This window comes from candidate division KSB1 bacterium, from assembly GCA_016214895.1.
Classification (GTDB): domain Bacteria; phylum Electryoneota; class RPQS01; order RPQS01; family RPQS01; genus JACRMR01.
On record JACRMR010000003.1, the window covers coordinates 261741 to 286891 of the forward strand.

9 protein-coding genes are annotated in these 25151 nt (G+C 61.9%); 5 read left to right on the forward strand and 4 right to left on the reverse strand.

Annotation, left to right across the window (positions count from 1 at the left end):
- Window positions 1-31: 31 nt before the first annotated feature.
- Together HZB60_03040 and HZB60_03045 are read left to right on the forward strand one after the other, a co-directional pair.
- Window positions 32-1891 carry a carboxypeptidase regulatory-like domain-containing protein gene (locus tag HZB60_03040; GenBank protein ID MBI5058742.1) on the forward strand — a complete coding sequence of 620 codons (1860 nt, stop codon included), beginning with the start codon at window positions 32-34 and terminating at the stop codon, window positions 1889-1891.
- A 769-nt stretch (window positions 1892-2660) separates the two neighbouring features.
- The gene (locus HZB60_03045; GenBank protein MBI5058743.1) at window positions 2661-14786 is read left to right on the forward strand and encodes a T9SS type A sorting domain-containing protein; all 12126 of its coding nucleotides are present in this window, start codon (window positions 2661-2663) and stop codon (window positions 14784-14786) included.
- A 142-nt stretch (window positions 14787-14928) separates the two neighbouring features.
- Here the strand turns inward: HZB60_03045 and tatC are convergent, their stop codons facing one another.
- Window positions 14929-15681, reverse strand: coding sequence for a twin-arginine translocase subunit TatC (tatC, locus tag HZB60_03050; protein ID MBI5058744.1), 753 nt, complete (start codon window positions 15679-15681; stop codon window positions 14929-14931).
- Window positions 15682-15723: 42 nt separating this feature from the next.
- Window positions 15724-16452 carry a queuosine precursor transporter gene (locus tag HZB60_03055; GenBank protein ID MBI5058745.1) on the reverse strand — a complete coding sequence of 243 codons (729 nt, stop codon included), beginning with the start codon at window positions 16450-16452 and terminating at the stop codon, window positions 15724-15726.
- Window positions 16453-16570: 118 nt separating this feature from the next.
- Here HZB60_03055 and queG point away from each other — a divergent pair, with 118 nt between their 5' ends.
- Window positions 16571-17701 (forward strand): tRNA epoxyqueuosine(34) reductase QueG, encoded by a 1131-nt coding sequence (gene queG / locus HZB60_03060; GenBank protein ID MBI5058746.1) that lies wholly within the window; start codon window positions 16571-16573, stop codon window positions 17699-17701.
- Here the strand turns inward: queG and HZB60_03065 are convergent.
- Window positions 17682-18020 (reverse strand): hypothetical protein, encoded by a 339-nt coding sequence (locus HZB60_03065; protein MBI5058747.1) that lies wholly within the window; start codon window positions 18018-18020, stop codon window positions 17682-17684. The genes queG and HZB60_03065 overlap by 20 nt on opposite strands.
- Before the next feature lie 262 nt (window positions 18021-18282).
- On the opposite strand from HZB60_03065, the gene HZB60_03070 reads away from it, so the two are divergent.
- Both HZB60_03070 and HZB60_03075 read left to right on the forward strand, forming a co-directional pair.
- Window positions 18283-19542: a DUF3857 domain-containing protein gene (locus HZB60_03070; GenBank protein MBI5058748.1), complete on the forward strand. Its 1260-nt coding sequence runs from the start codon at window positions 18283-18285 to the stop codon at window positions 19540-19542.
- A gap of 96 nt (window positions 19543-19638) precedes the next feature.
- On the forward strand, window positions 19639-21879 hold the full coding sequence (locus HZB60_03075; GenBank protein MBI5058749.1) for an OPT/YSL family transporter: 2241 nt from the start codon (window positions 19639-19641) through the stop codon (window positions 21877-21879).
- 77 nt (window positions 21880-21956) lie between these two features.
- On the opposite strand, the gene HZB60_03080 is transcribed toward HZB60_03075, so the two are convergent.
- Complete coding sequence (locus HZB60_03080) at window positions 21957-25139, reverse strand: S8 family serine peptidase (protein MBI5058750.1); 3183 nt, start codon at window positions 25137-25139, stop codon at window positions 21957-21959.
- Between the last annotated feature and the right edge of the window lie 12 nt (window positions 25140-25151).

Sequence of the window (25151 nt, forward strand, 5' to 3'; positions counted from 1 at the left end):
GATGAATGAAGGAGCCGGAGGTATTCCGATCATGAGACACAATCTGACCTATATCATAGCGCTGGTGCTGCTCTCCGGAGTCGTGGCGTTCGGGCAGCCGACGGGATCGCTGCGCGGCCACGTCTGGCTGAACGAGTTTAACGGTGATCCGGCGGTGGGCGCCACGGTCGCGGCGTTTTTCGATCATGTCGAGAATCCGGACACGGCTTTCACGGCGACGGATGCCGAGGGCGAGTATGAGTTCGACGGGTTGCCGGTGGGATTGTACGAGGTCGTGGCCTGGCTGGCCGGATCCGGGGACGGCGCGGTCCATGTGGTGGTGATGGTGAACCGGCCGGTGGAGGCGGACATCATTCTCGATCTGGATGATCCCCAGGATCAAGGCTCGGTGTCGGGCGCGGTGCATGCGGAAGACGGAGGGTCAGTGGGCGGTGCGATCGTGTTTCTGGACGGTCACCGCGACAATCACCACGGACACGGCGAGCACTATCAGACGTTCACGGGACCGAGCGGAGGTTTCAATTTTCCGCACGTCGAGGTCGGTGTTTACACGATTACGGCGATGGCGATGGAGCGGGGGATGGCGAGCGCGGTGATCGAAGTGATCCGGAATCAGGTGACGAATGTTTCACTGATCTTGCATGCGCCGGGCGATAACGGGGACGATTCGAGCGTGGTCGAGCTCTCCGGCGTGGCGATTGTTGATACGATTGAGGACGGTGATCGCACGTTTGTGCGTTATCTGCTGGACACGGATGCGAACGGCGCTCCGGATTATGTCTTGGATTTTGGACCGCCGGACTATGAACCGGGCAATGGGTCGCACCGTCCCGACGACGGGGATGAAATCACGATCGCGGGCATCGCACGGGATTTGGGCGAAGGGCTGCCGAATGTGTTGGTCACCTCGCTGAACGGGCAGTTCTGGCGCGATCCGCGCAATCATGGCGGCGGCGGTGGGCATGAGGGGGATGATCTGGTGATCGTGCAGTTGTCGGGAATTGCACAGGTGGTGGTCGAGGATCCGTCGCGTCCGCCGCGCTATTTTCTGGATACGAATGAAGACGGCCACGGCGATTTTCGTTTGAGTTTTGGCCCGCCGTGGTATGATCCGCCGAGCGGCGCACAGCGACCGCAGGACGGTGAGTCGATTTTTATCGTGGGCGGTCTGATGGGTTATGCCGCTCCGCCGATGGTGGTGGTTTACGAGATCAATGGCGAGTTGTGGCGTGTCCCCGGTCGCGGTCACGGAGGTCATGGCGGTGGCGGCGGGGGACCGGGCTGTCAGCCGGACAGTTTGGTCCGTACGGAGCAGTCGGGTGTGGCGATTGTGAATTCCGGGGGGGGCGAGCCGGTGCACTACTTTCTTGACATCGATGCGGACGAGCAGCCGAATTTCATTCTTGATTTCGGCGCGCCCGATTATGATCCCGGCAACGGAGCGATGCGTCCGGCGGACGGCGAGGACATCATGATAGTGGGCGGGCTGTATGAATGCGCGCGCGCGCCGTGGCCAATCATCGTGGTCTATGAGATCAACGGGATGTTCTGGCGCGAGCCGGGCGATACGCTGGGCTTGACGGGCTGGACGGACGCCGTGGACGAGCCGGTAGCGCTGCCTGTGCCCGCGACACACCTGATGGCGAGCAACTATCCGAACCCGTTCAATCCGACGACGGCGATCGTGTATGCATTGCCGACGGCGGGGTCGGTGAGCTTGCGGGTATTCGACATCACCGGTCGTGAAGTCGAGACCTTGTACGACGGATTCCAGCAGGCCGGGACGTACCGCTTGAATTGGAGCGGCGTGAATCAGCCATCGGGAATATATTTTTATCGCGTGACTCTTGGTTCGCAGCAGTTTACCAACCGCATGGTGCTGTTGAAGTAGCCAGGTTCTCCTTCAATCACGCGCGAAGCAGAAGCCCCCACCGTCCGGGGGCTCTTGTTATTCTGGGCGGGCGGGACGGGGATGCGGGGTGAAGACGGAGGGCTGAGGGATGAAGTAATTCGCCGAGCGGGGAGCCTTCACCCCGCCGGAATCGGCGCGAGTCGCGCCCTGCTCTTCATCAGATTTGTAAGTTCCTTCGCTGACTCCGGGCACCCGCGAACGGGGAGCCTCGGCAACATCATTTCGGCAACAAGCCCGCGCGGTACTAAAAAGCTGGACTCGCCCACCAAGGTGGGCGCTACGGGCGTCTTGCAATTCCAATTCTTGGCGGCAGATGTCTCCATCTGCCCCTTCTGGAAAGAGCTCGGGATCGCCGCGATTCTCGGCAACGACCTGCGTGCTCCCGCTGGGGCACTTGAAGACAAGTGCCGCCAAGCGGAATAGAATGTGGGTAGGGGCGACGTTATTGAATCGAGCATGACGAGTGAGAGGTGAATCGCAAGTCGCCATAACAGATCGCGATACGATTGCGCATCGTCAGGGGCCTTGCCTCGGTCGTCGCGCGGACTGAGTTTGAAGCCGGGAATTGCCGGGAGTCACTGGGATTGCCGGAGCAAAAGTGCCGTGTGGGTTAAGCAGACGGGGAGAGTGCTATGACAATCGATAGATAAGTTTAGCATTTGTCGGCGGACAATAGTGCGGACCCTGTAGGTGGCCTGTAGCTTGCCAATATCCTTGTTGTCGAGAAGGAACAAGGAACCGAACAAGCATGACAATCATCCGCAATCGTCCGCGCGCATATCGACTTAACCGACGAATCGACAGGTACACGTCGCTGTGCGTGCTCGCAATCACGTTGTTCTCACTCCGCAATCCGTTGCTTGCCGCGGACATCGACCAGTGGTACCCGACCACGGTCGCCCAGATAGACTCACTATACCGGACCCACTATGACCCTGTGGTGAGTCCCGGTAAAGGAACCGGTTGGAAGCCCTTCAACCGGTTTTCGAATTTCTATGGTCAGCGTGCCTACCCCTTCGGCGAGATCCCGGCGGGCGCCCGGTACATGGCGTGGGAAGAGAAGATCAGCCGGGAACGGCACCAGAACTTGGACGAGAACTGGGTTCAAATCGGACCGACGAATCTGGCAGGTCGCTGCCTTTCAATTGCGTGGCACCCGACGAATACGAACATTATCTACGTGGGCTCGGCCTCGGGCGGGGTCTGGAAGACCACGGACGGTGGGGCCAATTGGACGCCGCTGACGGACGGGCTGCCGTCGCTGGCGGTGTCGTCAGTCGTGCTGGATCCGACGAATCCGAATATCATTTACATCGGGACAGGTGAAGGCTCGTGGAACATCGACGCCGTGCTCGGCGCGGGCGTCTTCAAGTCCACCGACGCGGGAGCGAGCTGGAGTGTGACGGGACTCTCCTGGTCGGTTTCTCAGGGTGGCGCGATCAACAAGCTGGTGATTGATCCGGACAATCCGCAGAATCTGTGGGCGGCGTCGAGCCGCATGGTCAGCGGCGGCGGTGTCTATCGCACGGTCAATGGCGGAACCTCGTGGACGCGCTATCATGCGGGCGATGTGAAAGACGTAGTGATTCACCCGGACTCTTCGAATGTGTTGTACTGCGCGGTCGGCTATCCGTGGGGGCACAGTGAGAACGGGATCTTCCGTTCGGTGGACAGCGGCGTCACCTGGACGCGGCTCTCGAGCGGCCTGCCGTCGGCGTCGTCCACGGGTCGCTTGCAGCTCTCGATCTCTCCGACCAGCCCGCAGACGATCTACGCGGGCATCTCGACCACGATTTCCGCAAACTCTCAGCTGCTGGGGATTTACAAGACGTCGAACGCGGGTGCGAGCTGGACGCTGCAGGCGACGACCCCCAACATGTACAACAATCAGGGTTGGTATAACAACGTCTGCGCGGTGAACCCGACGAACGCCGCGATTCTGTATTCCTCGGGACTGGACTGCTACCGATCCTCGGACAGCGGCGTCAGCTGGACGCGCAAGTCGGTCTGGTCGTACTCGCCGGGGCACACGCAGTACGCGCACGCGGATCATCACGACCTCGCGTTCATGCCCGGCAATCCGACTACGATCATCGTGGCGACCGACGGCGGGCTCTACAAATCCACGAATAGCGGGGATACCTGGACGGGTCTGAACAACGGACTGGCGACGTATCAGTTCTATGCGATGGACAACGACGCGTTGCAGCCGAACGTGGCGTTCGGCGGCACGCAGGATAACGGTACGAACAAGTACAATAACTCCAGCACATGGACGGCGGTGTTGGGCGGCGACGGCGGCTACTGCAATGTGGACTTTACGAACTCGAATATCGTTTATGCCGAAACACAACGCGGGTCGCATTACAAGTCCACCAACGGCGGTTCATCGTATTCGTATATCGGCAGTACGATCAGCGGCGCGGGAGCGTGGGTGACTCCGGTGGAGATGGACCCGACGAATTCGAGTGTGCTGTTGACGGCGACCACGCGGCTCTGGCGGACGGCGAACGCGGGGGGCTCGTGGGCGATTTTCTCGCCGGACACCTCGTCGCAGTATATCTCGAGCATTGCCATCGCGCCCTCCAATCCGAACTACATTTACTACTCGTACGAGTACAACGGTCAGGTCTGGCGCACCGCTAACAATGGCGGCAGCTGGACGAATGTATCGAGCGGGCTGCCCAATCGTTACGTGACGCGGGTGAAGGTTCATCCGAGCGACCACACGAATGTCTGGGTGACGGTGTCCGGCTATGGGACCGGGCACGTGTGGAAATCGACGACGGGCGGCGGCGGCTGGGTGAATATGTCCACGGGACTCCCGGACATTCCGTGCAACGACGTGGTGTTTGACTTGAACAATCCGGCGACGATGTACGTCGCGACGGACCTCGGAGTGTATGTCAGCACGAACAGCGGCGCTTCCTGGAGCGCCTACTCGACGGGGCTGCCGAACGTGGTGGTGGACGATATCGCGTTGCATCCGACGAGCGGCATCCTGCGCGCATCGACGCACGGTCGGGGGATGTGGGAGACGCCGACCAGTGCGCCGACGGTGACGGTGTTGACGCCGAACGGCGCGGAGAATTGGCCGGTCGGCGGTGCTCAAACGATTACGTGGGGAACCGGCGGCCTCGGCGGCAATGTACTGATCGAACTGAATCGCAGCTATCCGGGCGGAAGTTGGGAGACGATCGCCGCAACGACGGCGAACGATGGCTCCTACTCATGGACCGTCGCCGGGGCGACTTCGTCCACGGCGCGGGTGCGTATTACGTCGATCGAGCAGCCGGCGGTCAGCGATGTATCGAACGCGAATTTTTCGATCACCCAGCCCTCGATTACGCTGGTGGCTCCGAATGGCGGCGAAGTGTGGCTATTAGGTACAGTGAACACGGTCAGTTGGTCCGCGGTCGGGGCGACGGGTCCGTACGTGCTGGAGATCAATCGCACGTATCCGTTCGGCAGTTGGGAAGGTCTCACGATCGTCGCTTCGGGGAGCAGCTATGCGTGGACGGTCTCCGGCGCGCTGACTCCGTGGGCGCGGATTCGGGTATCGCTGCAGAGCAATCCGTCGGTGGCCGACACCAGCAACGCGAATTTCCAGATTGTGCAGCCGACCATCACGCTCGCCTATCCGAACGGCGGAGAGACGTGGACGCCGGGTGAGACGGTGGTGATGCGTTGGAGTGCGGCCTACCTGACCAGCCCCGTTCGTGTGGAGTTGAATCGCAGTTATCCGGCGGGTTCATGGTCCGTTCTGGCCGCCTCGACAACTGCGGACAGTTTGGTGTGGATCGTGGATCAACAGGGCACGACGACGGCCCGCGTGCGCGTGGTTACGACGGGCAGCAGCGCCGTGGCGGACACGTCCGCGGCCAATTTCACGATTTTGACGCCGACTCTGAGCATGATCTCACCGAATGGCGGCGAGGTCTGGGACGTGGGAACGAATCACACAATTCGCTGGAGCAAGGCGAACGTTTCGGGTCCGGTGAACATTCAGGTGAACCGGAACTATCCGGCGGGCTCGTGGGAGCCGTTGGCCATCAACCTCACGGCGGATACGGTGGTGTGGGCGGTGAATGCGCCCTACTCAAATAGTGCGCGGATGCGGGTTCAGCCGGTGAATATTCCCGGTTACAATGATGACTCCAACGCGAACTTTGTCATCGGCACCGAACTCGAGTTGACCGCACCGCTGGGCGGCGAGGCTTGGAATGCGGGAACGTCTTACGCCATCAGTTGGAATCGCTACAACGCAGCGGGCAATGTCACGGTTGAAGTGAACCGCAGTTACCCGGGCGGCGGTTGGGAGTCATTAACGACAACCGCGGCGGGCAGCAGTTATGCCTGGACGGTTACCGGACCGCCATCGACGACGGCCCGGGTGCGCGTCTATCTCACGGCGAACAGCGCGATCGGCGACACGTCCAGCGCGAATTTCGCGATCAACGCGACGGGCATCGCGCTCGATTATCCGGTGGGCGGCGAGAACTGGCTGGTCGGCGGTTCGCAGACGATTCTGTGGACGCGTACCAACGCTGCGGGAAACGCCACGGTGCAGATTAACCGGAGCTATCCGAGCGCGAGCTGGACGAATCTGACCACGACCGCGGCGGGAAACTCCTATGCGTGGACGGTGAGTTCTCCGACCTCGAGCACGACGCGGATTCGGGTATTTCTGACCTCCAATTCCAGCATCGGCGACACCTGCAACAGTGATCTGTCCATCACGTCACCGACGTTGACGCTGACCACGCCGAACGGCGGCGAGAACTGGAACGTCGGCTCGATGCAAGTGGTACGCTGGACGCGTTCGCAGGCCGCCGGCGCCGTGACGGTCCGTTTGAATCGGACCTACCCGGGCGGCAGTTGGACGACGCTCACGTCGACGGCGACGGCGGATACGTTTGCCTGGACCGTGACGAGTCCGACGTCCACCACGGCGCGGATTCGCATCTATCTCAATTCCAATACCGCTGCCGCGGACACGAGTGCGGCGAACTTTACGATCGGGAGTTCGAGTATTGCCGTGACCGCACCGAACGGCGGGGAATCCTGGGTGCTGGGCTTGCCGTACAGCATCGCCTTCACGCGCACGAACGCCACCGGCGCGGCGACCGTGGAATTGAATCGCAACTATCCGGCGGGCGCGTGGGAAATGATTGACAACGCGTACACCGGGAGCAGTTTGAGTTGGACCGCGAGCGGTGCCGCCTCGACCACGGCTCGCATGCGGGTGTCCCTGAATTCCGATCCCTCCGTGCGGGATTCGAGCAACGCGAACTTTTCGCTGGTGACGCCGGCGCTGACGGTCAGTTCACCGAACGGCGGCGACACGTTGCGCATCGGCGCCGTCGCCACGCTGTCCTGGACGCGCGCGAACGTCACCGGCGCGGTGACCGTGGCGCTCAATCGAAGCTATCCGGGCGGCAGTTGGGAGACGCTCTCGACCACGCAATCCGGCAGCAGCATGTCCTGGACCGTGACGGGTCCGGTAACCGACCAGGCCCGACTGCGCGTGAGTTGGAACAGCTTGCCATCCGTGAGTGACGAGTCAAATGCAGATTTCCACATCGTCGCGGGCTCGTTGGCCCTGGCGGCACCTGACGGCGGCGAGAGTTACACGCTCGGCGGACCGGTGACCGTGCGCTGGACACGGGTGGGCGCCACGGGAAACTGCACGGTGCAGTTGAACCGCAACTATCCGGCCGGCTCGTGGGAAACGCTGAGCACAACCGTGAGTGCGGACAGTTTGGTCTGGACATCAAGCGGTGCCGCCTCCGCGCTGTGCCGGGTCCGGGTGCGACTGACCGCGGATAGCACGATCTCGGACATGTCCGCGGGGAACTTCTCGCTCGTGCAGCGGTCGCTCGTGATTAACAGTCCGGTGGGCGGCGAGAACTGGTACGTCGGGAGTTTACAGACGATCAGTTTCACGCGCACGAACGCCACGGGCAACGTGACGGTGCAGTTGAATCGCGCGTACCCGGGGGCGAGTTGGGAGACACTGGCGACAAACGTGGCGGGCAACAGCGCCACTTGGACGGTCGCGGGAGCAGCCAGCGCGAGCGCGCGGATCCGCATCTATCTTGCGGCGGAGACGTACGTCGGTGATACGATCAACAGCAATCTTTCGATCAGCAGCCCGGGTCTGATCGTGACGGCGCCCAACGGTGGCGAGATCTGGCAGACCGGAACATCGTACAGTATCACCTGGCAGACCAACGGCTTTACCGACAACGCGCGGGTCGAGTTGAATCGCAGCTATCCGGGCGGAGCGTGGGAGACGCTGGCCTCGTCCGTGGCGGGAACTACGTTCCCGTGGACGGCGACGGCGCCTATATCGAGCACGGCGCGGGTGCGGGTCGTGGCGGTGAACAACTCTTCGTTGCGCGACTCCTCGAATGCCAACTTCCAGATCGTGACGCCGCAGCTCACGTTAAGCGCTCCGAACGGCGGCGAGTCGCTGAATCTCGGTTTCGCCACCACGATTCGCTGGACGCGAAGCTACGCGGCGGGAACGGTACAGGTTCAGTTGAAGCGCAACTATCCGTCGGGAAGCTGGGAGGATCTTGCCACTTCGACGGCTGACACGCTATTGTGGACGCCGACGGGCGGCGCCAGTTCGGCAGCGCGCGTGCGGGTCTATCTGGTCTCCAACGCGAGCATCGGGGACACGAGCGCGACGAACTTCACGCTGTTCCAACCGGTATTGGCACTGACGTCGCCGAATGGCGGCGAGTCCTGGCTGCGTAACAGCGTACACAACATCACCTGGACACGCAGCGGCTTGTCGGGCGGTGTGCGGGTTGATTTCAACGCCAGCTATCCGGCGGGATTCTGGACGACGCTGGCCTCAGGTCAGAGCGGCGACAGCTACGCGTGGACCCTTACACAGAATGCGACGGCAACGGCCCGCGTGCGGGTGGTATTCGAGGCCAACACGGCCTTTGCCGACACGTCGGCGTCGAACTTCTCGATCGTCGCGCCGTCGTTAACCGTAACCGCGCCGAACGGGAACGAACAGTACAATATCGGCACGAGTTACAGCGTGACGCTGAGCCGGAACGATCATCCCGGCGGGGTAACCGTCCAGTTGAATCGCCAGTATCCGTCGGCGGCGTGGGAGACGATTGCTACGGGAGTGACCGCAAATACTCTGATCTGGCCGGCCACGGGACCGGCTACGCTGGCCGCGCGCGTGCGGGTGATGAGTGAAGTCTATACGAGTCCGCTCGTCGGCGATACGAGCGACGCGAATTTCCGGATTCTGGCGCCGGGCGTGACGCTACTTTCACCGGATGGCGGCGAGGTGCTGTCCGTGGGCAATCCGTCGTGGCTGCGCTGGGTGCGCGTCGGCGTGGGCAATGTGGACGTATTACTGAATCGCAATTATCCGGGCGGCACTTGGGAAACGCTGCTGAATAACAGCAATTCCGACTCGCTACTGTGGACGGTGACGGGTCCGGGGACAGGCAACGCGCGTGTGAAGGTGTGGGCGACGACGGATCACAATGTCAGCGATCAGTCCGCGAGTGCATTCTCGATCATTGATCCGCAGATCTCGCTGATCGAGCCGTCGGTGGGGGATACGCTCGCCATCGGCGTGGCGAATTTGATTGCCTGGACGCGCAGCGCAGTGAGCGGCGACGTGCGCGTCGATCTCAACCGGACCTACCCATCCGCGTCGTGGACGCAGCTTGGCGTCAGTTCCGGTGACGAGATCTACTGGACGGGCACCGGACCGACGACCGGAAACGCGCGAATCCGCGTGGTCTCGCAGACGATGAGCTGGGTGGGCGACACGATCAACGCGAACATCGCGATTCTCACGCGGACTCTGAACATCACCGAGCCGGTGGGTTCCGTGGACGTGGCCGTGGGCGAACCGTTAGCTATTCATTGGTCGCGGAGCAATCTCGGGCCGGGTGCAAACGTTTACTTGAGCCGACAGAATCCGGCGAGTAGCTGGGAGTTGTTGGCGTCGAACGTGAGCGCCGATCAATACACCTGGACGGCGACCGGCCCGCGAGCCACCGCGGCCAGCGTTCGCGTACTCTCGACGCAATCCGCGGCCATCGGCGACACATCCACCGCGTTCGTGATCCTGGAACCGGAATTGGCGTTGAACAGCCTGAACGGTGGAACGGTGGGCGCCGGAAACATCGAGGTGATCAGTTGGACGCGCTCGGACGCGAGCGGCCCCGTGGACATTCACGTCAACTATCACTACCCGCTTGGCGCCTGGACTGTGATTGCGAGCGGGCAAGGCGGATCTAGTGTTGATTGGACAGTCCCCGACAGCTTGACGAGCACTGCACGAATTCGGATTGAGCTGACGGGAACGGAAGTCCTGGACGAGAGCAGCGCCGACTTTGCGATCGTCACGCCACAGCTTACGTTGCTCAACCCGAACGGTGGCGAACTCTACGATCCGGACGACATCGTGCAGATCAATTGGTCGCGCACGGCGACGACCGGCGCCGCGATGCTCGAATTGAATACGAATTATCCGGCCGGAGGCTGGGAAACGCTCGCGACCGGACTGAGCGGCAACAACTGGTCGTGGCAGGTTCCGAACGCGGACTTTTCGCACGGACGCATTCGCGTTTCGCTCGTGTCGCGTCCGGAAGTCTATGATATCTCCAATGCAGATTTCGGCACGCAACTACCGTCGCTCTATTTGATTTGGCCGAACGGCGGAGATTCACTCATTACCGGGACCTCGCGTGTGATTCACTGGGGTCGAACCAACGCGCCGGGCACCGCGCGGTTGGAGTTGAACCGGAATCATCCGGCGGGAGCGTGGGAGCAGATTGGTTCGCCGACGTCCGCCGATTCACTGGCCTGGACGGTGAATACGCCCGTGTCGAGCGCAGCACGGTTCAGAGTCTCGCTGGTCTTTGATCCATCGGTACAAGACGAAAGCGACGAGAACTTCTCGATTCTTCAGCCGCGCGTGACCTTGCAGGCGCCGCTGGCCGGCGACTCTATCGGATTGGGCGACACCTTGCGCTTCGCGTGGCAGCGAATCGGAGTCGCGGCGAACATCAATGTCTCGGTGAAACGCAACTGGCCGTCGGGGTCGTGGGAAACGATTGGGACGAATATCTCGCCGGACAGTTGGTCATGGGTGGCGGCGGGAACGGCGGCGGAGAACGCGCGGTTCCGCATCGCGCTGGCGACGAATTCAACGATCAGCGACACGACGGACGGCGCGGTGAGAATTGGCGCGCAGCAATTTGTGTTTGTGGAGCCGGTCGCGGCGGACACACTGCGACAAGGTGATACGCTGACGATTCGCTGGGAACGGCGCTTTGCGCGCGGGAATGTGCGAGTGGCGATCTCACGAAACGGCACCGGCGGGCCGTGGGAAGATCTGGGCGTCACGTCGGGCAATCAACTGGCGTGGCCGGTGGCAGGACCGACGTCGAACATCACGCGGTTCCGCTTGACGCGTGACGACATGACGTGGGTATCGGCGATGACGCCGTTCAGTCTGACCATCGTTGAGCCGTCGCTCGTTCTGACGCTGCCGAATCCGTGGCAACGGCTGGCGATTGGCCGGCCGGTGGTCATCGCCTGGACACGGCACTACGTTGACGAGCCGGTCGATGTGATGATTAACCGCGGCGATGCGGGCGCGACGGTGGAAGTGTTGCGCGAGAACGTCGCGGGCGACTCGATTCACTGGACGGTGACCGGACCGCTGACGAGATATGCATCTTTCATGCTTTCGACGAGTTCCGGCGTTTCGGTCTCGGAGATCTCGGAGGGTGGATTCGATATCGGCGAGGCGGAGCTTAGCTTCGTGACACCGATTGGCGGCGAGACCTACATCGCGGGCCAGCCGATGAACGTCTGCTGGAACCGCGAATATCAGGATGATCCGGTGCGCGTGGAGTTGAATCGTGATTATCCGCTCGGCGAGTGGGTCACGTTGTCCGACGGCGAGACGGATACGCTCTTCACGTGGAACGTGCAAGGGCCGCATACCGAGCACGCGCGCTTCCGCGTCGTTTCCACGGTGGACCCGGTGCTTGGCGATACGACGGGCGATGCGATTACGCTGGCGGTGCAGTCGTTGACGATCAGTGAGCCGGAGGCGGGCGAACGAGTCCCGGTTGGCTTCGCGCGCACGGTGCACTGGACGCGCACCGCGGTGAGCGATCCGGTATTCCTTTACCTGTCACGAAATGGCGGCGACAGTTTCGAGCTGCTGGCGACGAACGTGAGCGGCGACAGTTATGACTGGACACCGACGGAGCCGGCATCGCCGAATTGCCTGCTGCGCGTGGTCAGCTCGGCAAACCCGGCGATCAGTGGCAACTCGCCGCCGTTTGTCACCGCGACTCCGACCCTCTCCGTGTTATCGCCGAATGGCGGCGAAGAACTTGCGCTGGGAAGCAGTATTTGGATACGATTCAACGAGAGCGATCACCTGGCGGCGGTGGACGTGCAGCTCAATCGCAATTATCCGGGTGGCGGTTGGGAAACGCTGGCGGAGGACCTGACCGTTGATTCGCTGTTGTGGACGATTTCCGGCGCGGCATCGACGACGGCGCGGATTCGCGTGACGTCGGCGGTCAGTTCGACGTGGACGGATGTATCGGATGCGAACTTCACGATTGTCCAGCCGTCGCTGCAGATTACAAATCCGGTCAGCGGAACAGACCTGATTGCGGGCGATCCGCTGTCCGTCGCGTGGAGCCGCGCGGGAACGCCGGCGCCCGTGAGGGTATGGTTGCGCTATGCGGAGGGCGGTGCGGACACGCTCGGCGAGCACGTTACCGAATCCCAACTGAACGCGATCGTGCCGGACGTGGAGCACGCGAGTTGCTATCTGGTCATCCGGACGGAATCAGGGACGATCCTGTCGGACAGCGTGGCGTTGTTCGGGCCCTACGTTCCGGCTTGCGAGATCACGCAACCCATGGCTGGCGCGCGCTGGGTGAGCGACGTCGATCAGGTCGTGCGCTGGAACCGGTACCATGCCGACGGCGACATGTCGGTTCAGCTTCAGCGCAACTGGCCAAGCGGTGAATGGGAAACGCTGGCGACGACGGCGGCGGATTCAATCGTGGTCACGCCGGGCGCATGGGGATTGAGTCGGATTCGCGTCACGCTTACCAGCCGGCCGTTGGTCACGGACGAAGTCACTATCAACGTGGTCTCGCCGACGCTGGAACTACTGCCGTTGGCGTCAACGCACCTGCGGCTCGGAAGTGAGGTTCTGTTGGCTTGGCAGTCCACAGACCTCATCGTTCCCGTGAACCTCGAACTCAATCGTGACTATCCGGACGGGACTTGGGAATCGCTGTATAGTGGTCCGGGTTCGGAATATCATTGGACTGTCAACGGCGAGCCCGTTCAGCATGCGCGCTTGCGCGTCACGGCCTTTGATCAGCGCGAAGTTGCGGACACACTGGAGCAGGAGCTTGAGTTCTATCGACCGTCGGTGTCGCTGGAACTGGAACTGACCGGCGATAGCGTTCGGGTCGGGGACACACTTGATCTGGTACTGGCGTTCAGCGGTGAAGAACACCTGGCCGATATTTCCCTGCAACGCGAGCCTGACGGCCCGTGGGAAGGCGTGCTGAGTGGAGTCGCCGGTGGTGTGTATCGCTGGATTGTCACCGGTCCGGCTGCTCCGGCCGCGCGCTTCCTGGCCGTGGCGACGGACGAGCCGTCCCTGGCGGATACCACTCGCGGCTTCACGATTCTGCCGCCGCGTCCGATCGTGAGTTTCACGTGGCCTGTGGAATTCGGGGTGGACACGGTGGGAACCCAGCGAACGCTTACTTGGAGCTGGACGAATGGAGCCAGTGCCCTGCGAATCGAGCGGCAGTCAGGCGCAGCGGAATGGACGACGCTGGCGGACTCCATTTCTGATTCGGCGTGGACTTGGGACGTTTCGGCTTCCGCGGCGGACTCTGTGCGTTTCCGCCTGACGGCTGTTGACGATCCGGCGGTCAGCGTCGTCAGCATTGCGCGCTGGGTTGTGGTTCCGGAGGTTGACCTGCTGGTGGAAAGCGGATCGCCGTGGTATGTCGGTGAGCAGCACTGGATTCGCTGGACGCGTTCTGACTATGCAGGTCCGCTGACGCTGGAGCTTTCGCGGGTGGACCGCGCGGAGCCGTGGCTGGAATTGGCGACGCTTGATGTGGATTCGTTCCTCTGGACCGTCACGGGACCGGCATCGGAGTTGGCGGCACTACGACTTCGCGATCCGGAATTCCCGAGTCTCGAAGATACGACGGATGTGCCGATTCAGATTCGCGAGCCGCGTGTGCTCGTGGTGGCACCGAATGGCGGCGAGCCGCTCGATCAGAATCAGGAGATTCGATTGCGCTGGATCGGCGAGGGCTTCGGCGGCGGAGTTGCGATCGCATTGTGGCGCGGCGATCCGGTCTTCAGGCTGGACACGCTGTTTCTGGATACGGAGAATGATTCCAGCGAGATCTGGACCGTCTCCGGTCCGGCGGCCACCGGCTGCCGGCTGGTAGTGCTGGCCGCGAGCGATCTTGCCCTGCATGACACGAGCGACGCGGACTTTACGATCCTCGCCCTCGCGGCGGGATCGGGCGGAGTAGCGGTGCCGCAGGCTTACGCGCTGCACGCGGCTTATCCGAATCCGTTCAATCTTCAGACGACGCTGCGTTATGACTTGCCGCGGGCGGCGGAAGTAAGCATCGTGGTCTATGACATGTTGGGTCGGGAAGTGCAGCGGCTGGTGGAGGGCACGGAAGAGGCGGGCTCGCGGCGCGTGACATGGGACGCGTCGGGTCTGTCATCGGGCATTTACTTCGTGCGCATGAGTACGGAGGAGTTCGTGGAGGCGCGGAAGATTCATTTGATCAAGTAGCAGAGAGGAGCCGCCCTCGCCCGGGGCGGTCTCTTGCCCAGGTGCGCCGTATGCCCTCGCGGCGCACCACCTTTACGGCAAAGCCGCGACTTGATCGGTCGCGGCTTTGCATTTCGGATTTTGCGGAGCGGATTCGCGCGGGCTACGCGGGGCGGGCGGCGAGGGCTTTTTGCCGTGCGCGGCGATGTTCGATAGCGACGCCGACCCAGATCGAGACTTCGTAGAGGACAATCAAGGGGGCGGCCATCAGCGTCATGGTGAGCCAGTCCGTTGTTGGCGTGGCGAACGCGCTGATGATGAAGATTCCGACAATCGCGTAGCGGCGGTACTTCCTGAATACGCCGGACGGCACAAGTCCGGTGGCGATCAGGATGCCGATCACGAGCGGGAGTTGGAAGATGACGCCGAAGGCGAGCAGGAGGAATAGGACGAGGCTGATGTAGCTCTTCAGCGACCAGATGTTTTGCACACCGCCCATTTCGGCGAACGAGCCGAGGAACTCGAGGGCGGTCGGCAGAATCGCCCAGGCGAAGATGATGCCGCCGCTGAAGAGGATCGTAGCGATCAACACGACGGGGAACAGCCACAGCTTCTCGCGTTTGCGTAGGGCCGGACCGATGAAGCCGTACAGCTGCCAGGCCACGAGCGGCATGGCGAGCAGCACTCCGAGCAGGATCGCGACTTTGACCTGAATGACGAAACCGTCGGACGGCGCGAGCAGGGCCAGCGAGCCTCTGACCTGATCCCGAAACGGTGCGATCAGGAAATCCGTGGCGCGCGGCGCGAGGTAGAATCCGGCGACGGCGCCGAGCAGTACGATCCCGAACGAGCGTAAGAGGCGCCGCCGCAGCTCATCGAGATGATCCCAGAACGACATGACACGTTCAGTGGCCACGGCAGGTACTTGTAAAATCGCGCGCGGAAGGATATATTGTGATCAGGCGGTACGTGGCGCGGCGCGGAAGAACAGGAAGGGATTGAAGGAGGTGCCGATGTCAAAGACGTCCACCCGTTCGTATCGCTTGAGGAATCCGACGACCACATAGGTCACCGGCGTGAACAGGATTTCGGTTCCGCACTTGAACATGTAGTTGAAAGCGATCATCAGCCAGAGGTCGGCGGCGGGAATGGTGCCACCGAAGGCGATCACGACGAACAGCAGCGTATCGACGGCTTCACCCGCGAGGGTCGAAGAGATCGTCCGCGTCCAGAGCCATCGTCCGCGGGTGGCGATCTTAAGCCGCGCCAGGACGTACGAATTGATGAACTCGCCACAGAGGTAGGCGATGAAACTTGCGGCGACGATGCGCGGCACGACGCCCAGGATCGCTTCGAACGCGGCTTGGCCGTCCCAGATTCCCGCCGGCGGGAGCTTGGCCACGATCCCGAACGTGATCGCGGCGAGCGCATTGGCGAGGAATCCCAGCCAGATCACGCGGCGGGCGCGGCCATAGCCGTAAACTTCGGTCAGGATGTCGCCGAAGATGTAGCTGAGCGGGAACAGAATGGTGCCGGCATCGAACGGAAACCCCCACAGTTCGACGAGTTTGGTGGCGGAGATATTGGAAACAAGGAGGACGGCGACGAACAGTCCGGCGACGATATCGTAGTACCGGAGTCCTTGCGGAACTTGTGATGGAATGTGATAGGGTGGAAGCGGTGACATTTCGTGGGGTTAAATGATACAGCGTGGCTGGCAGAGATAGCACCGCGCCGTTCCGGGACGGTCGAGAAGTGCAGTGCGGCAATGATAGTACAAATTTCGGACATTTACAACTATGCCGATGATTCCCGCGCCTGAAGCGAAAGCCCGGATTGTCGAGGAGGCGACCCGGCTCGGGATCGGCCGGGTGGGGTTTGCGCCTGCCGCTCCGCCGTCCCGGCACGAGCAGTTCCGTCGCTGGCTGGCCGCGGGCATGGCAGGCACGATGACCTACTTGAATCGGCAGGAACGGCGGCGGAGCGACCCGCGGCGCCTTCTGCCGGGTGCGCGGACGATCATCAGCCTCGGTGAGAGCTACTACACGGGCCGTCTGCCGGCGGAAATCCGGAACGATCCGTCGCGCGGGCTGATTGCCGCTTACGCCTGGGGCGCCGACTATCACGAGGTCTTCTGGCAAAAGGTGCGATCGCTGGCCGGCTGGATCGAAGACCGCATGGACGGGGCGCGTTGTCTGAGCTACGTGGATCGCGGACCGCTGGCGGAGCGCGATCACGCCGAACGCGCGGGATTCGGCTTTGTCGGGAAGAACACCATGCTGATTTCGCCGCGGGCCGGCTCGCTGGGATTCATCGGCGAGATTCTGACGACGCTCGAGCTTCCTGCGGCCTCCGCCAACCGCATGCCGGGCTGCGGGAGCTGCACGCGCTGTATCGAAACCTGTCCGACGCACGCTTTTCCGGCGGAGTACGTACTGGATTCGCGGCTCTGCATATCGTACTTGACCATTGAGTATCGCGGTGTAATCCCGCGCGAGCTGCGTTCGCTGATGGGCAATCACGTGTTTGGTTGTGATGATTGTCAGGACTGCTGTCCGTGGAACGAGCGGTTCTCGCAGTTCACATCGGAGCCGGCGTACTACTCCGGGTTGGAGCGAAAAGCCCCGCAGCTGTCTGACTTGGCGGGGCTTGGCGAAGCGGATTATTTGGAGCGATTTCAGCACACGGCCGTGCTCCGTGCATCGCACCGGATGCTGTTGCGGAATGTCGCGATCGCACTGGGAAACTGGCGTACGGAATCCGCGTTGGAGGCGTTGGAACCACTGCTGCACCATCCGGACGGGTTGGTGCGCGCACCTGCCGTGTGGGCGGCGGGCCGGGTCAACACGAGCGGATCGTCGAGGTTGCTGAGCCGGTTGCGGGCGACTGAAACCGACCCGCGGGTCATCGCGGAGCTTACCGTTCCGCCATCGTGATCGGCGGCGCGTCCACGTTCATATCTTCCGGCATTCCGAACTCGCGTTTACATTCGCGACTCAGGCTGTCGAGCAGCTGACGATTCCGCAGGGCGTGACGGTTAGCGAGGTCGATGTTTTGCCGCATGCGCTCGAAGACAGGTGTGTTTCGCGCCGCCGCCGAATCGTAGGTCCCCATATCGCGATCCATTTCATCCATGACGTTGTGCAGCACTCGCAGTTGGCTTTCGTGAGCACGATCCTGCAGGCCGCTCGACGCCCAGAGGCCCATCATCATCAGCGTCGCGAGGGCGAGCAATACCCAGACGCGGTTGTCCATCTCAACTTCCTCCGATTGGGTCGCGGTCGGCGGTCAACAGTTCCGTCAACATCTTGACACTATCTTTGCAAGAAGGAGACCGGACGCGAGTCAGCCGCTTGACGGGTGATCGCCGTGCCGAGCGTGCCGGTTGCGAGATCGGTTCGGTCGAAATGAGCGGAACCTGGTTGAACTCGACCACGCGTAAACCTTGCCTTCATCGAAAAAGATCATTACCTTAGCCCCGATGCAACGACCCTCGCGCCGTGCGCGCTCCGAACGTATGTTCAGTAAGATTCGGCTGTCCAGCAGCCTGGCTTTTTTTGTTCTGGTATTGGTCGCCGCGGTTTGGGCTGACTATTCGAATTTGCCGGAAGCCGCCAAGACTCCGCTGACCCGTGTTTCGGCGTATCCACAGTCCTCGTCGGTGCTGCTTTACGAAGACCAGCGACATTGGATGGGCTCGACGGGCATTCAGGCGGAGCAGTTCTACCAATTGCGTTACATCGCCGACAGCAGCGTGGCCCGCAAATATGCGACGTTTCGCGTGCCCTATGTGGCGGGCCGGGACTCCCTCGAGTTTCGTACCGCGACGGTCTTCCGACCGACAGGTGAGACGGACGATGCGGACGTGTTTGAGGGAATTCGGGATCTTCCCGTTGACGCGCTCCAGGATGCCCCGGATTTCGCGGAGTTTCGCGAGTTGCGCGTGCAGTTGCCGGAACTCAGACCGGGATCGATCGTGGAGCTGGGCTATCGCATCATCACGAAGGAGCCCTTGATCCCGTGGGAGTCCGGCGAACTCGTATTGCGCGGGACGGAGCCGGTAATCTTGCGCTCGTATCTCGCGAAAGTTCCGATCGGAGACACGACGAACTATGTGTTATTGAGTGACGCTTCCGAGCCGCGGATCGACACGAACTATGCGACGTGGATCGTGGGCGAGATGCCGCCGATTCCCGTGGACAGTTTGACCCGCTTCCCGCACCGGACACCGCGGATGGAGTGGAGTTCGCTGGACGATTGGACAATTTTGCGTGACACGCTGATTTCGTGGATCGACGCGGTCAGCGCCGATTCACTGGAGCTTCCGCCGAGTTTGATCCGCGACAAGCGCGCGGCCCGTGCCGGGGTCGGGATGGTTGACCTTGTGCGGGGCTGGGTCTCGCATCATGTGCGGCCGGTGGTGTACACCGGGCACCGGGATTTCAATCTGACGTTACGGCGTCCGTCGCGGGTGATTGAGACGGGCTACGGCAACGCCCTGGAAGCCGCGGTGCTCGTGCGCGCACTGGCGGCGAAGCTGGGGTCGCCGTGCGACGTCGTGCTGCATTTTGAGCGGGAACCTCTGGTGCCGCGGTTGGAAACGCTGTCAACGCAGCTGGTGCACTCGTATTCGCTGATCGCGGATTCGCTGGATGGCCTGCCGCGCTATCAGAATCCGTGGCCGGTCGAAACCGTGCTGCCCGTGAAACTGAGCGACGCCTGGTTGTTTCCGCTGCGCGCGAATGTCAGCGCGCCCTTCGCCTATTCCGATCGTTAGGGCTGACCCTCTCCCGGCCCGGGGTTCAGTGTCGGCCCCGTTGCGTAATCTCTCCGCTCACATCCTCCCTCCTTTCATCCTTCCGGAGTTCTGCGTATGACAGAGTCCAAAAATCTGGATACCCCCAAGACAGCCGAACAAGAAGATCGCGAATGGGTCGAACAGGTCTATCGCGGCGACAAGGAACCGCAGAATACGGTTCGCGCGGTGATCTCCGGCATGCTGCTGGGCGGGGTCATGTCCGTCTCGAATGTGTATGTCGGGTTGAAGTCCGGTTGGGGACTGGGCGTTGACATCGCGGCGATCATCATCATTTTTGCGTTGTTCAAGTCGCTGGAGCTGATGAAGGCCGTTAAGCGACCGTTTGGGATGATGGAAAGTACGCAGATGATGACGGTGGCGGTGGCGGCGAGCTGGATCTCGTCCGCGGGATTGGTGAACGCGGTTCCCGCGCTCACGATCACGACAGGCAAGACCTTCATCGCCTGGCAGCTCTCGCTCTGGTTGCTGTCGATGTTGCTGTTGGGCTTGTTCATGGCGATCCCGTTCAAGCGGCAGTATATTCAGGAAGAGAAGTTGAAGTTCCCCGGCAATATCCCGACGGGCGAGACGATCAAAGCGATGTACTCGACGGGGGACGAAGCGGTGAAGAAGGCGAAGGCGCTGGGTTTGGCGGGCGGCACGGGCATCGTGCTGGCCTTCATGCGCGACGGCTTCGGCGTGATTCCGGGGCTGCTGAATCTGCCGGTCTCGGTAGCGCGCGTGAGTTTGAGCAAGCTGACCTTGAGCTTTGAGCCGAGCTTGATCTTTCTGGGGATTGGCGCGATCTTCGGGATGAAAGTCGGGCTCAGCATGTTGGGGGGGCTGCTGCTGAACTACGCCGTGCTGGGACCGACGCTGATCAATGACAAGATCATTCTCCACGCGCCGCCGGCCGTGCAAGCGGCGCAGGCGATGGAGTTTCCTTACATCGCTGTCGCGGGACAGTCGCTAACGGTGGTGGTGGAAGAGGCGAATGTCGCTCCCGAGTTGAAGTACGGGAGCAAGCTGGACACCCTGCGTTACGTCTGGCCGGCGAACGTTGCCTACAGCAAATTATCGGAGCTGGAGAGCGATCTGAATTCGCCGAAGTTGGTTGACGGCAGTCCCAATCCATTTCACGGGGTAATCAGTGCGCGGGACACGATCAACAAGAATCTCGGCAAGCAGGTGTTGTTCCTCGAAGCGTCGAAGGCGCGGACGTGGGAATCGCGGCTGGCGCTGGCGGAGCATCAGGACAGCACGACCGTGAAAGCGCTGGGGTTCGCGCCCGGGCAGTCGCGGACGCAAAATGTCGGCAGTTTCCGCAATATCGTGGCCTGGACGCTTTGGCCGGGCGCGACGATTCTCGTGGTGGGCGGCTTGTTGGCGCTGGCGTTTCAATGGCGCACGATGGCGCGTACCTTCGCCGGCCTGGGCGCGGCGTTGCGGAAAAAGGACGGCCATCACAAAGCCGGACCGATGGATCATCTTGAACTGCCGATGACGTGGTTTCTGCCGGGGTTCCTGGTAACGGGGACCTTTTGCGTGATCATGCAGATGGCGCTGTTCTCGATCCACTGGTACATGGCCATTATCGCGGTGGTGTTGACGTTCTTCCTGGCGGCGGTCGCGGCGCGCGCGGCGGCGGAGACCTCGATCAATCCGATCGGCGCGATGGGCAAGGTCACCCAGCTGCTCTATGGGGTGTTGTCGCCGGGGAACATGACGACGAACCTGATGACGGCCAATATCACGGCGGGCGCGGCGGCCAGTTGTGCGGACACGATCGGCAGTCTCAAAGTGGGTCACATGGTCGGGGCGAATCCGCGCAAGCAGTTTATCGCGCAGCTATTCGGCGTGTTTGCCGGTGCGGCGTTCTCGGTGCCGGCCTATTACCTGATGGTTCCGGACGCGACGAAACTGGGCGACGCGCAGTTCCCGGCTCCGGCGGCGCTCATCTGGGCCGGTGTGGCGCGGGTGCTTGCGCAGGGTCTGAGTACGTTGCCGCGCAGCGCGATCATCGCGATCTTCGTGGCGCTGACGGCGGGCATCGTGATCGTCGTGGCGGAGAAGTTGTTTCCGAAGATCAAGCCCTACACTCCGAGTCCGTCGGCCTTGGGCATCGCGATGACGATTCCGGCCTACACGAGCTTTTCGATGTTTCTCGGGGCGTTGATCGCGTGGGTTTTGGAGAAGGCGACCCCGGAGTGGCATGAGCGCTTCACGATCGCCATCGCATCGGGCTTCATTGCGGGCGAGAGCTTATCGGGGGTCGCGATCCTCGGTCTGCAACGGCTCGGGCTGCTGGCCGGATAGCCAGGCTCGCCAATAGTCTGAAAACAGAAGCGGCGCCCGCATGGGTGCCGCTTCGTTTTTGCGCGAAATCGGGGTGATCAGTTGGCGACCGCTCGTACCTGATAGAACAGCATGGTCCCGCTGCTGACGGCGTTGAGGTCGAGGAACGTTGTCGTCGCGCTCGAACCTTCGAACGTCGTGAAGGCGCCGTTCTCGGTGGTTGCGCTGTAGATATTGTAGCTATCGGCGCCGACATTGCTCCAATCGAGGCGAATGTCGTTTCCGCTGCGCGAGATCACGACGTTTGGCGCGATCAGACTGAAACCCTGCGCGCGGATCAGCCGATTTCCGGGACGCGCATTGTCATTGATCTCGTCCTCGCTGTACCAGGCCGTGTCGCAGTTGGAATAGAAGAAGCTGCGATGGTTGTTCGGCACCGACTGGTCGTGCGCGAAAGATTCGAATTTGTTCGCCGCGGTATTCCCGACCGCGACATAGAATTCGCTGGCGTTAATCTGCACGGGACTGAACAGGTCATCGCGAATCACGATTTGCGCCCATTGGATTCCGGCGCCGAAGCCGCCGACGTCATTGCCGATGGAGCCGGTGATTCCGTCCTGCACGAGCGTTCCGGGCAGTCCGCCCACGCCGTCAGCGAGATAGACCGCGAAATAGACCGGCGTGTGCGCGGTATCGGGCTTGGTCTTGGCCGCGGCGAAGCGCGCTCCGCAGAGTACGTAGGGCGGAGCGACCGGTCCGAATTTCACCGCCCAGAGCATGCCGGTGCCGGGGCTGGGAGCGTAATTGTACACCTCCGGTGATCCGTCGTCGTAACCAAGTTCCGCCGGACACAGATCGTACACGTCAAACGTGTACCACTCGGCCGGGGCGGCAGACGGGACCGTCGAGCCGAGACCGAGGTTGTCGAGGGCGCGCACGTAATACTCATAAGGTCCGAATCCGAACGCGGCGAGACTCGCGGAGTATTCTTGCGGGTTGCCGGTCGCGATCAGGGCCAGCGAATCAAACAGACCGGCGCCTGCCGCGCGATAGAACATTTTGACCGACGCCACGCTGCCGTCGTCGCTGGCGAGCGCGGTGACCGTGCCGGAACCCGGCGCGAAATCATCGAGCGCATGGTGCCAGAGCGCGGGCGGCGTATTCGGCGGCGCCACGGGCATGGCCGAGTCCGCGTTCGAATAGACGCTTTCAAAGTTGCCGGTGTAAACGGCCTTGGCCTTATACCAGTAGATGCTGCCGTTAGTGACCGCGGGATCCACCCAATTCAGCGCCGGCGCCGTGACTCCGGCCTGCAGCGAATAAGCTCCGGCCTGACCGGTGGTGGAACGGTAGATGTCGTAGCGGATCGGAGATCCGCTGACCGGTGTTTGCCAGCTTACCGGAACCTGCGCGTCGAATCCACCCTCCGCGAGCAGGTTCTGCGGCGGATTGTACGTGATCAGCGGAGTCGCGGTCACCGCGTTGGAGTAATCACTTTGTCCGTTCGTGTACACGGCTTTCAGTTTGTACCAGTACGGCGTGCCGCTGACGACCGCGGCATCGTTGTAGTTGGTCACGACCGCATTGCCGATCGAATCGTAGGCGCCGAACTGTCCGGTCGCTGAGCGATAAACGTTGTAACGAATCACGGCGCGCCACGGCGCATTCCACGTGAGCGGCACCGTCGGTTGTCCGGTGGTAGCGGCCAGATTCAGGGGTGCCTGATAGACGTAACGAACCGCATCATTGGCATTGACACGGCCCCAGCCCATGTACTGGTCCCACCCGGCCACGTCTTCGCCTGCCGCGCCGACGAGGTCATCGGCCGTAGTCTGCAGAATGGTCTGAACCTGCGCGGAAGTCAGGGAGGGATCGACGGAACGGATTAATGCGCAAACACCCGCCGCCACGGGGCAAGCGCCGGACGTGCCACCGAACGCGCTGTAGTAGTCTCCGGAAGCATAGCCGTTTGCGCCGGTCATATCGGTCGTGTACTGATCATTTCCCGGCGCGACTACGTCCAGCTGTGCGCCGAAGCAGGAACCCTGGCCAAAGCCCCAGTCTGTCGGCGTGCAGCGGTCATCGATCACGTTCGTAGCCCCGACGGCAATCACCGTCGATTGCGTCGCGGGATACTGGACCACGCCGTTGCTGTTTCCCGACGACACGAGAATGACGAGTCCGGCGGTCTGCGCGTTCGCGAGCGCGGTATTGATCGCGCTGGAGGACGAACCACCGCCCCATGAATTGGACATGACCTTGGACGAGTCGCGCGAGAAGTTAATGCAATTGACGATCTGTGCGTCGGTGGTGATGATGAAGCCGCCCGAAATGTGGCCCATCTTCGCGCCGCGAATCTTGCAGTTGTAGCCGACACCGGCCACGCCGAGGCTGTTATTGGTTTCGGCGGAAGCCAGACCGGCACAACAGGTCCCGTGGCCGTCGCTGCCGGTGGGGCTGGGATCGCTGTCGCCGGTCTCGGAGTCATATCCCGGCAAGATGTGATCGTTCAGATCGGGATGGGCAATCTGCACGCCGACGTCGCAGATGCTCACCGATACGGTGGTGGTTCCCGTGGTGTACGTCCAGGCCTCGGGCGCATCGATGTCCGCATCGCTGGCCTGATTCAAGAACCACTGATTGGCATAGAAGGTGTCATTGGTCGTCAACCGCGCTTGGCGGATGAAATCCGGCTCGGCCCACTCGACTTCGGATTCGGCGGCCAATTGCTCGCAGATGTCCAGGGCGGTCCAAGCCGTACCTTTAGCCCGCGCAACATAGTAGGCATTGTCGGCCCATTCATCGCAGGTCTTGACCACGGACAGCCCGAAGCGATCGAGCGTCGAGCGCGCCGCATCGTCGCTGACATGCAGTCCGAACTTCACAAACAGGCGTGGCCCGGGAATGTGTTCGAGACCGTCGTAAATGAGGATGGGCGCGGCCCACTCCACGGCATCGATGGCCTCGACCGCGGCGAGCAGGGCCAGCACGTCGGCCTCCGTGGCCCCGCTGGCAAGCCTGACGACGGTCATTTGTTGAACTTCTTCGACGCGATCAACGGCCGGAAAGCCGATTCCCGGCAACGCCGCGAGCAGTTGGTCGCGAACACTTGTAGAGGCGTTATTGGCAAACCCGACGGCGATTCGGTCGAGGCGTAGGTCAAAGTAGTTTGTTTCACCGTCCACAGTCATTTTGAAGTCCATCGCCGAGGCACCGGAGCCAATTAGCATGGACAAGAGGATCACCGACCGAGCCAAAACCTTCATTCCAAAGCGTTTCACTTTTCCTCCGCG

Excerpts from the sequence above, each read along its gene's own strand:
- HZB60_03070 (MBI5058748.1), top strand. The coding sequence starts at position 18,283 with ATGTTCAGTAAGATTCGGCTGTCCAGCAGCCTGGCTTTTTTTGTTCTG.
- queG (MBI5058746.1), top strand. The coding sequence starts at position 16,571 with ATGATTCCCGCGCCTGAAGCGAAAGCCCGGATTGTCGAGGAGGCGACC.
- HZB60_03065 (MBI5058747.1), bottom strand. The coding sequence starts at position 18,020 with ATGGACAACCGCGTCTGGGTATTGCTCGCCCTCGCGACGCTGATGATG.
- HZB60_03055 (MBI5058745.1), bottom strand. The coding sequence starts at position 16,452 with ATGTCACCGCTTCCACCCTATCACATTCCATCACAAGTTCCGCAAGGA.
- HZB60_03075 (MBI5058749.1), top strand. The coding sequence starts at position 19,639 with ATGACAGAGTCCAAAAATCTGGATACCCCCAAGACAGCCGAACAAGAA.
- HZB60_03040 (MBI5058742.1), top strand. The coding sequence starts at position 32 with ATGAGACACAATCTGACCTATATCATAGCGCTGGTGCTGCTCTCCGGA.
- HZB60_03045 (MBI5058743.1), top strand. The coding sequence starts at position 2,661 with ATGACAATCATCCGCAATCGTCCGCGCGCATATCGACTTAACCGACGA.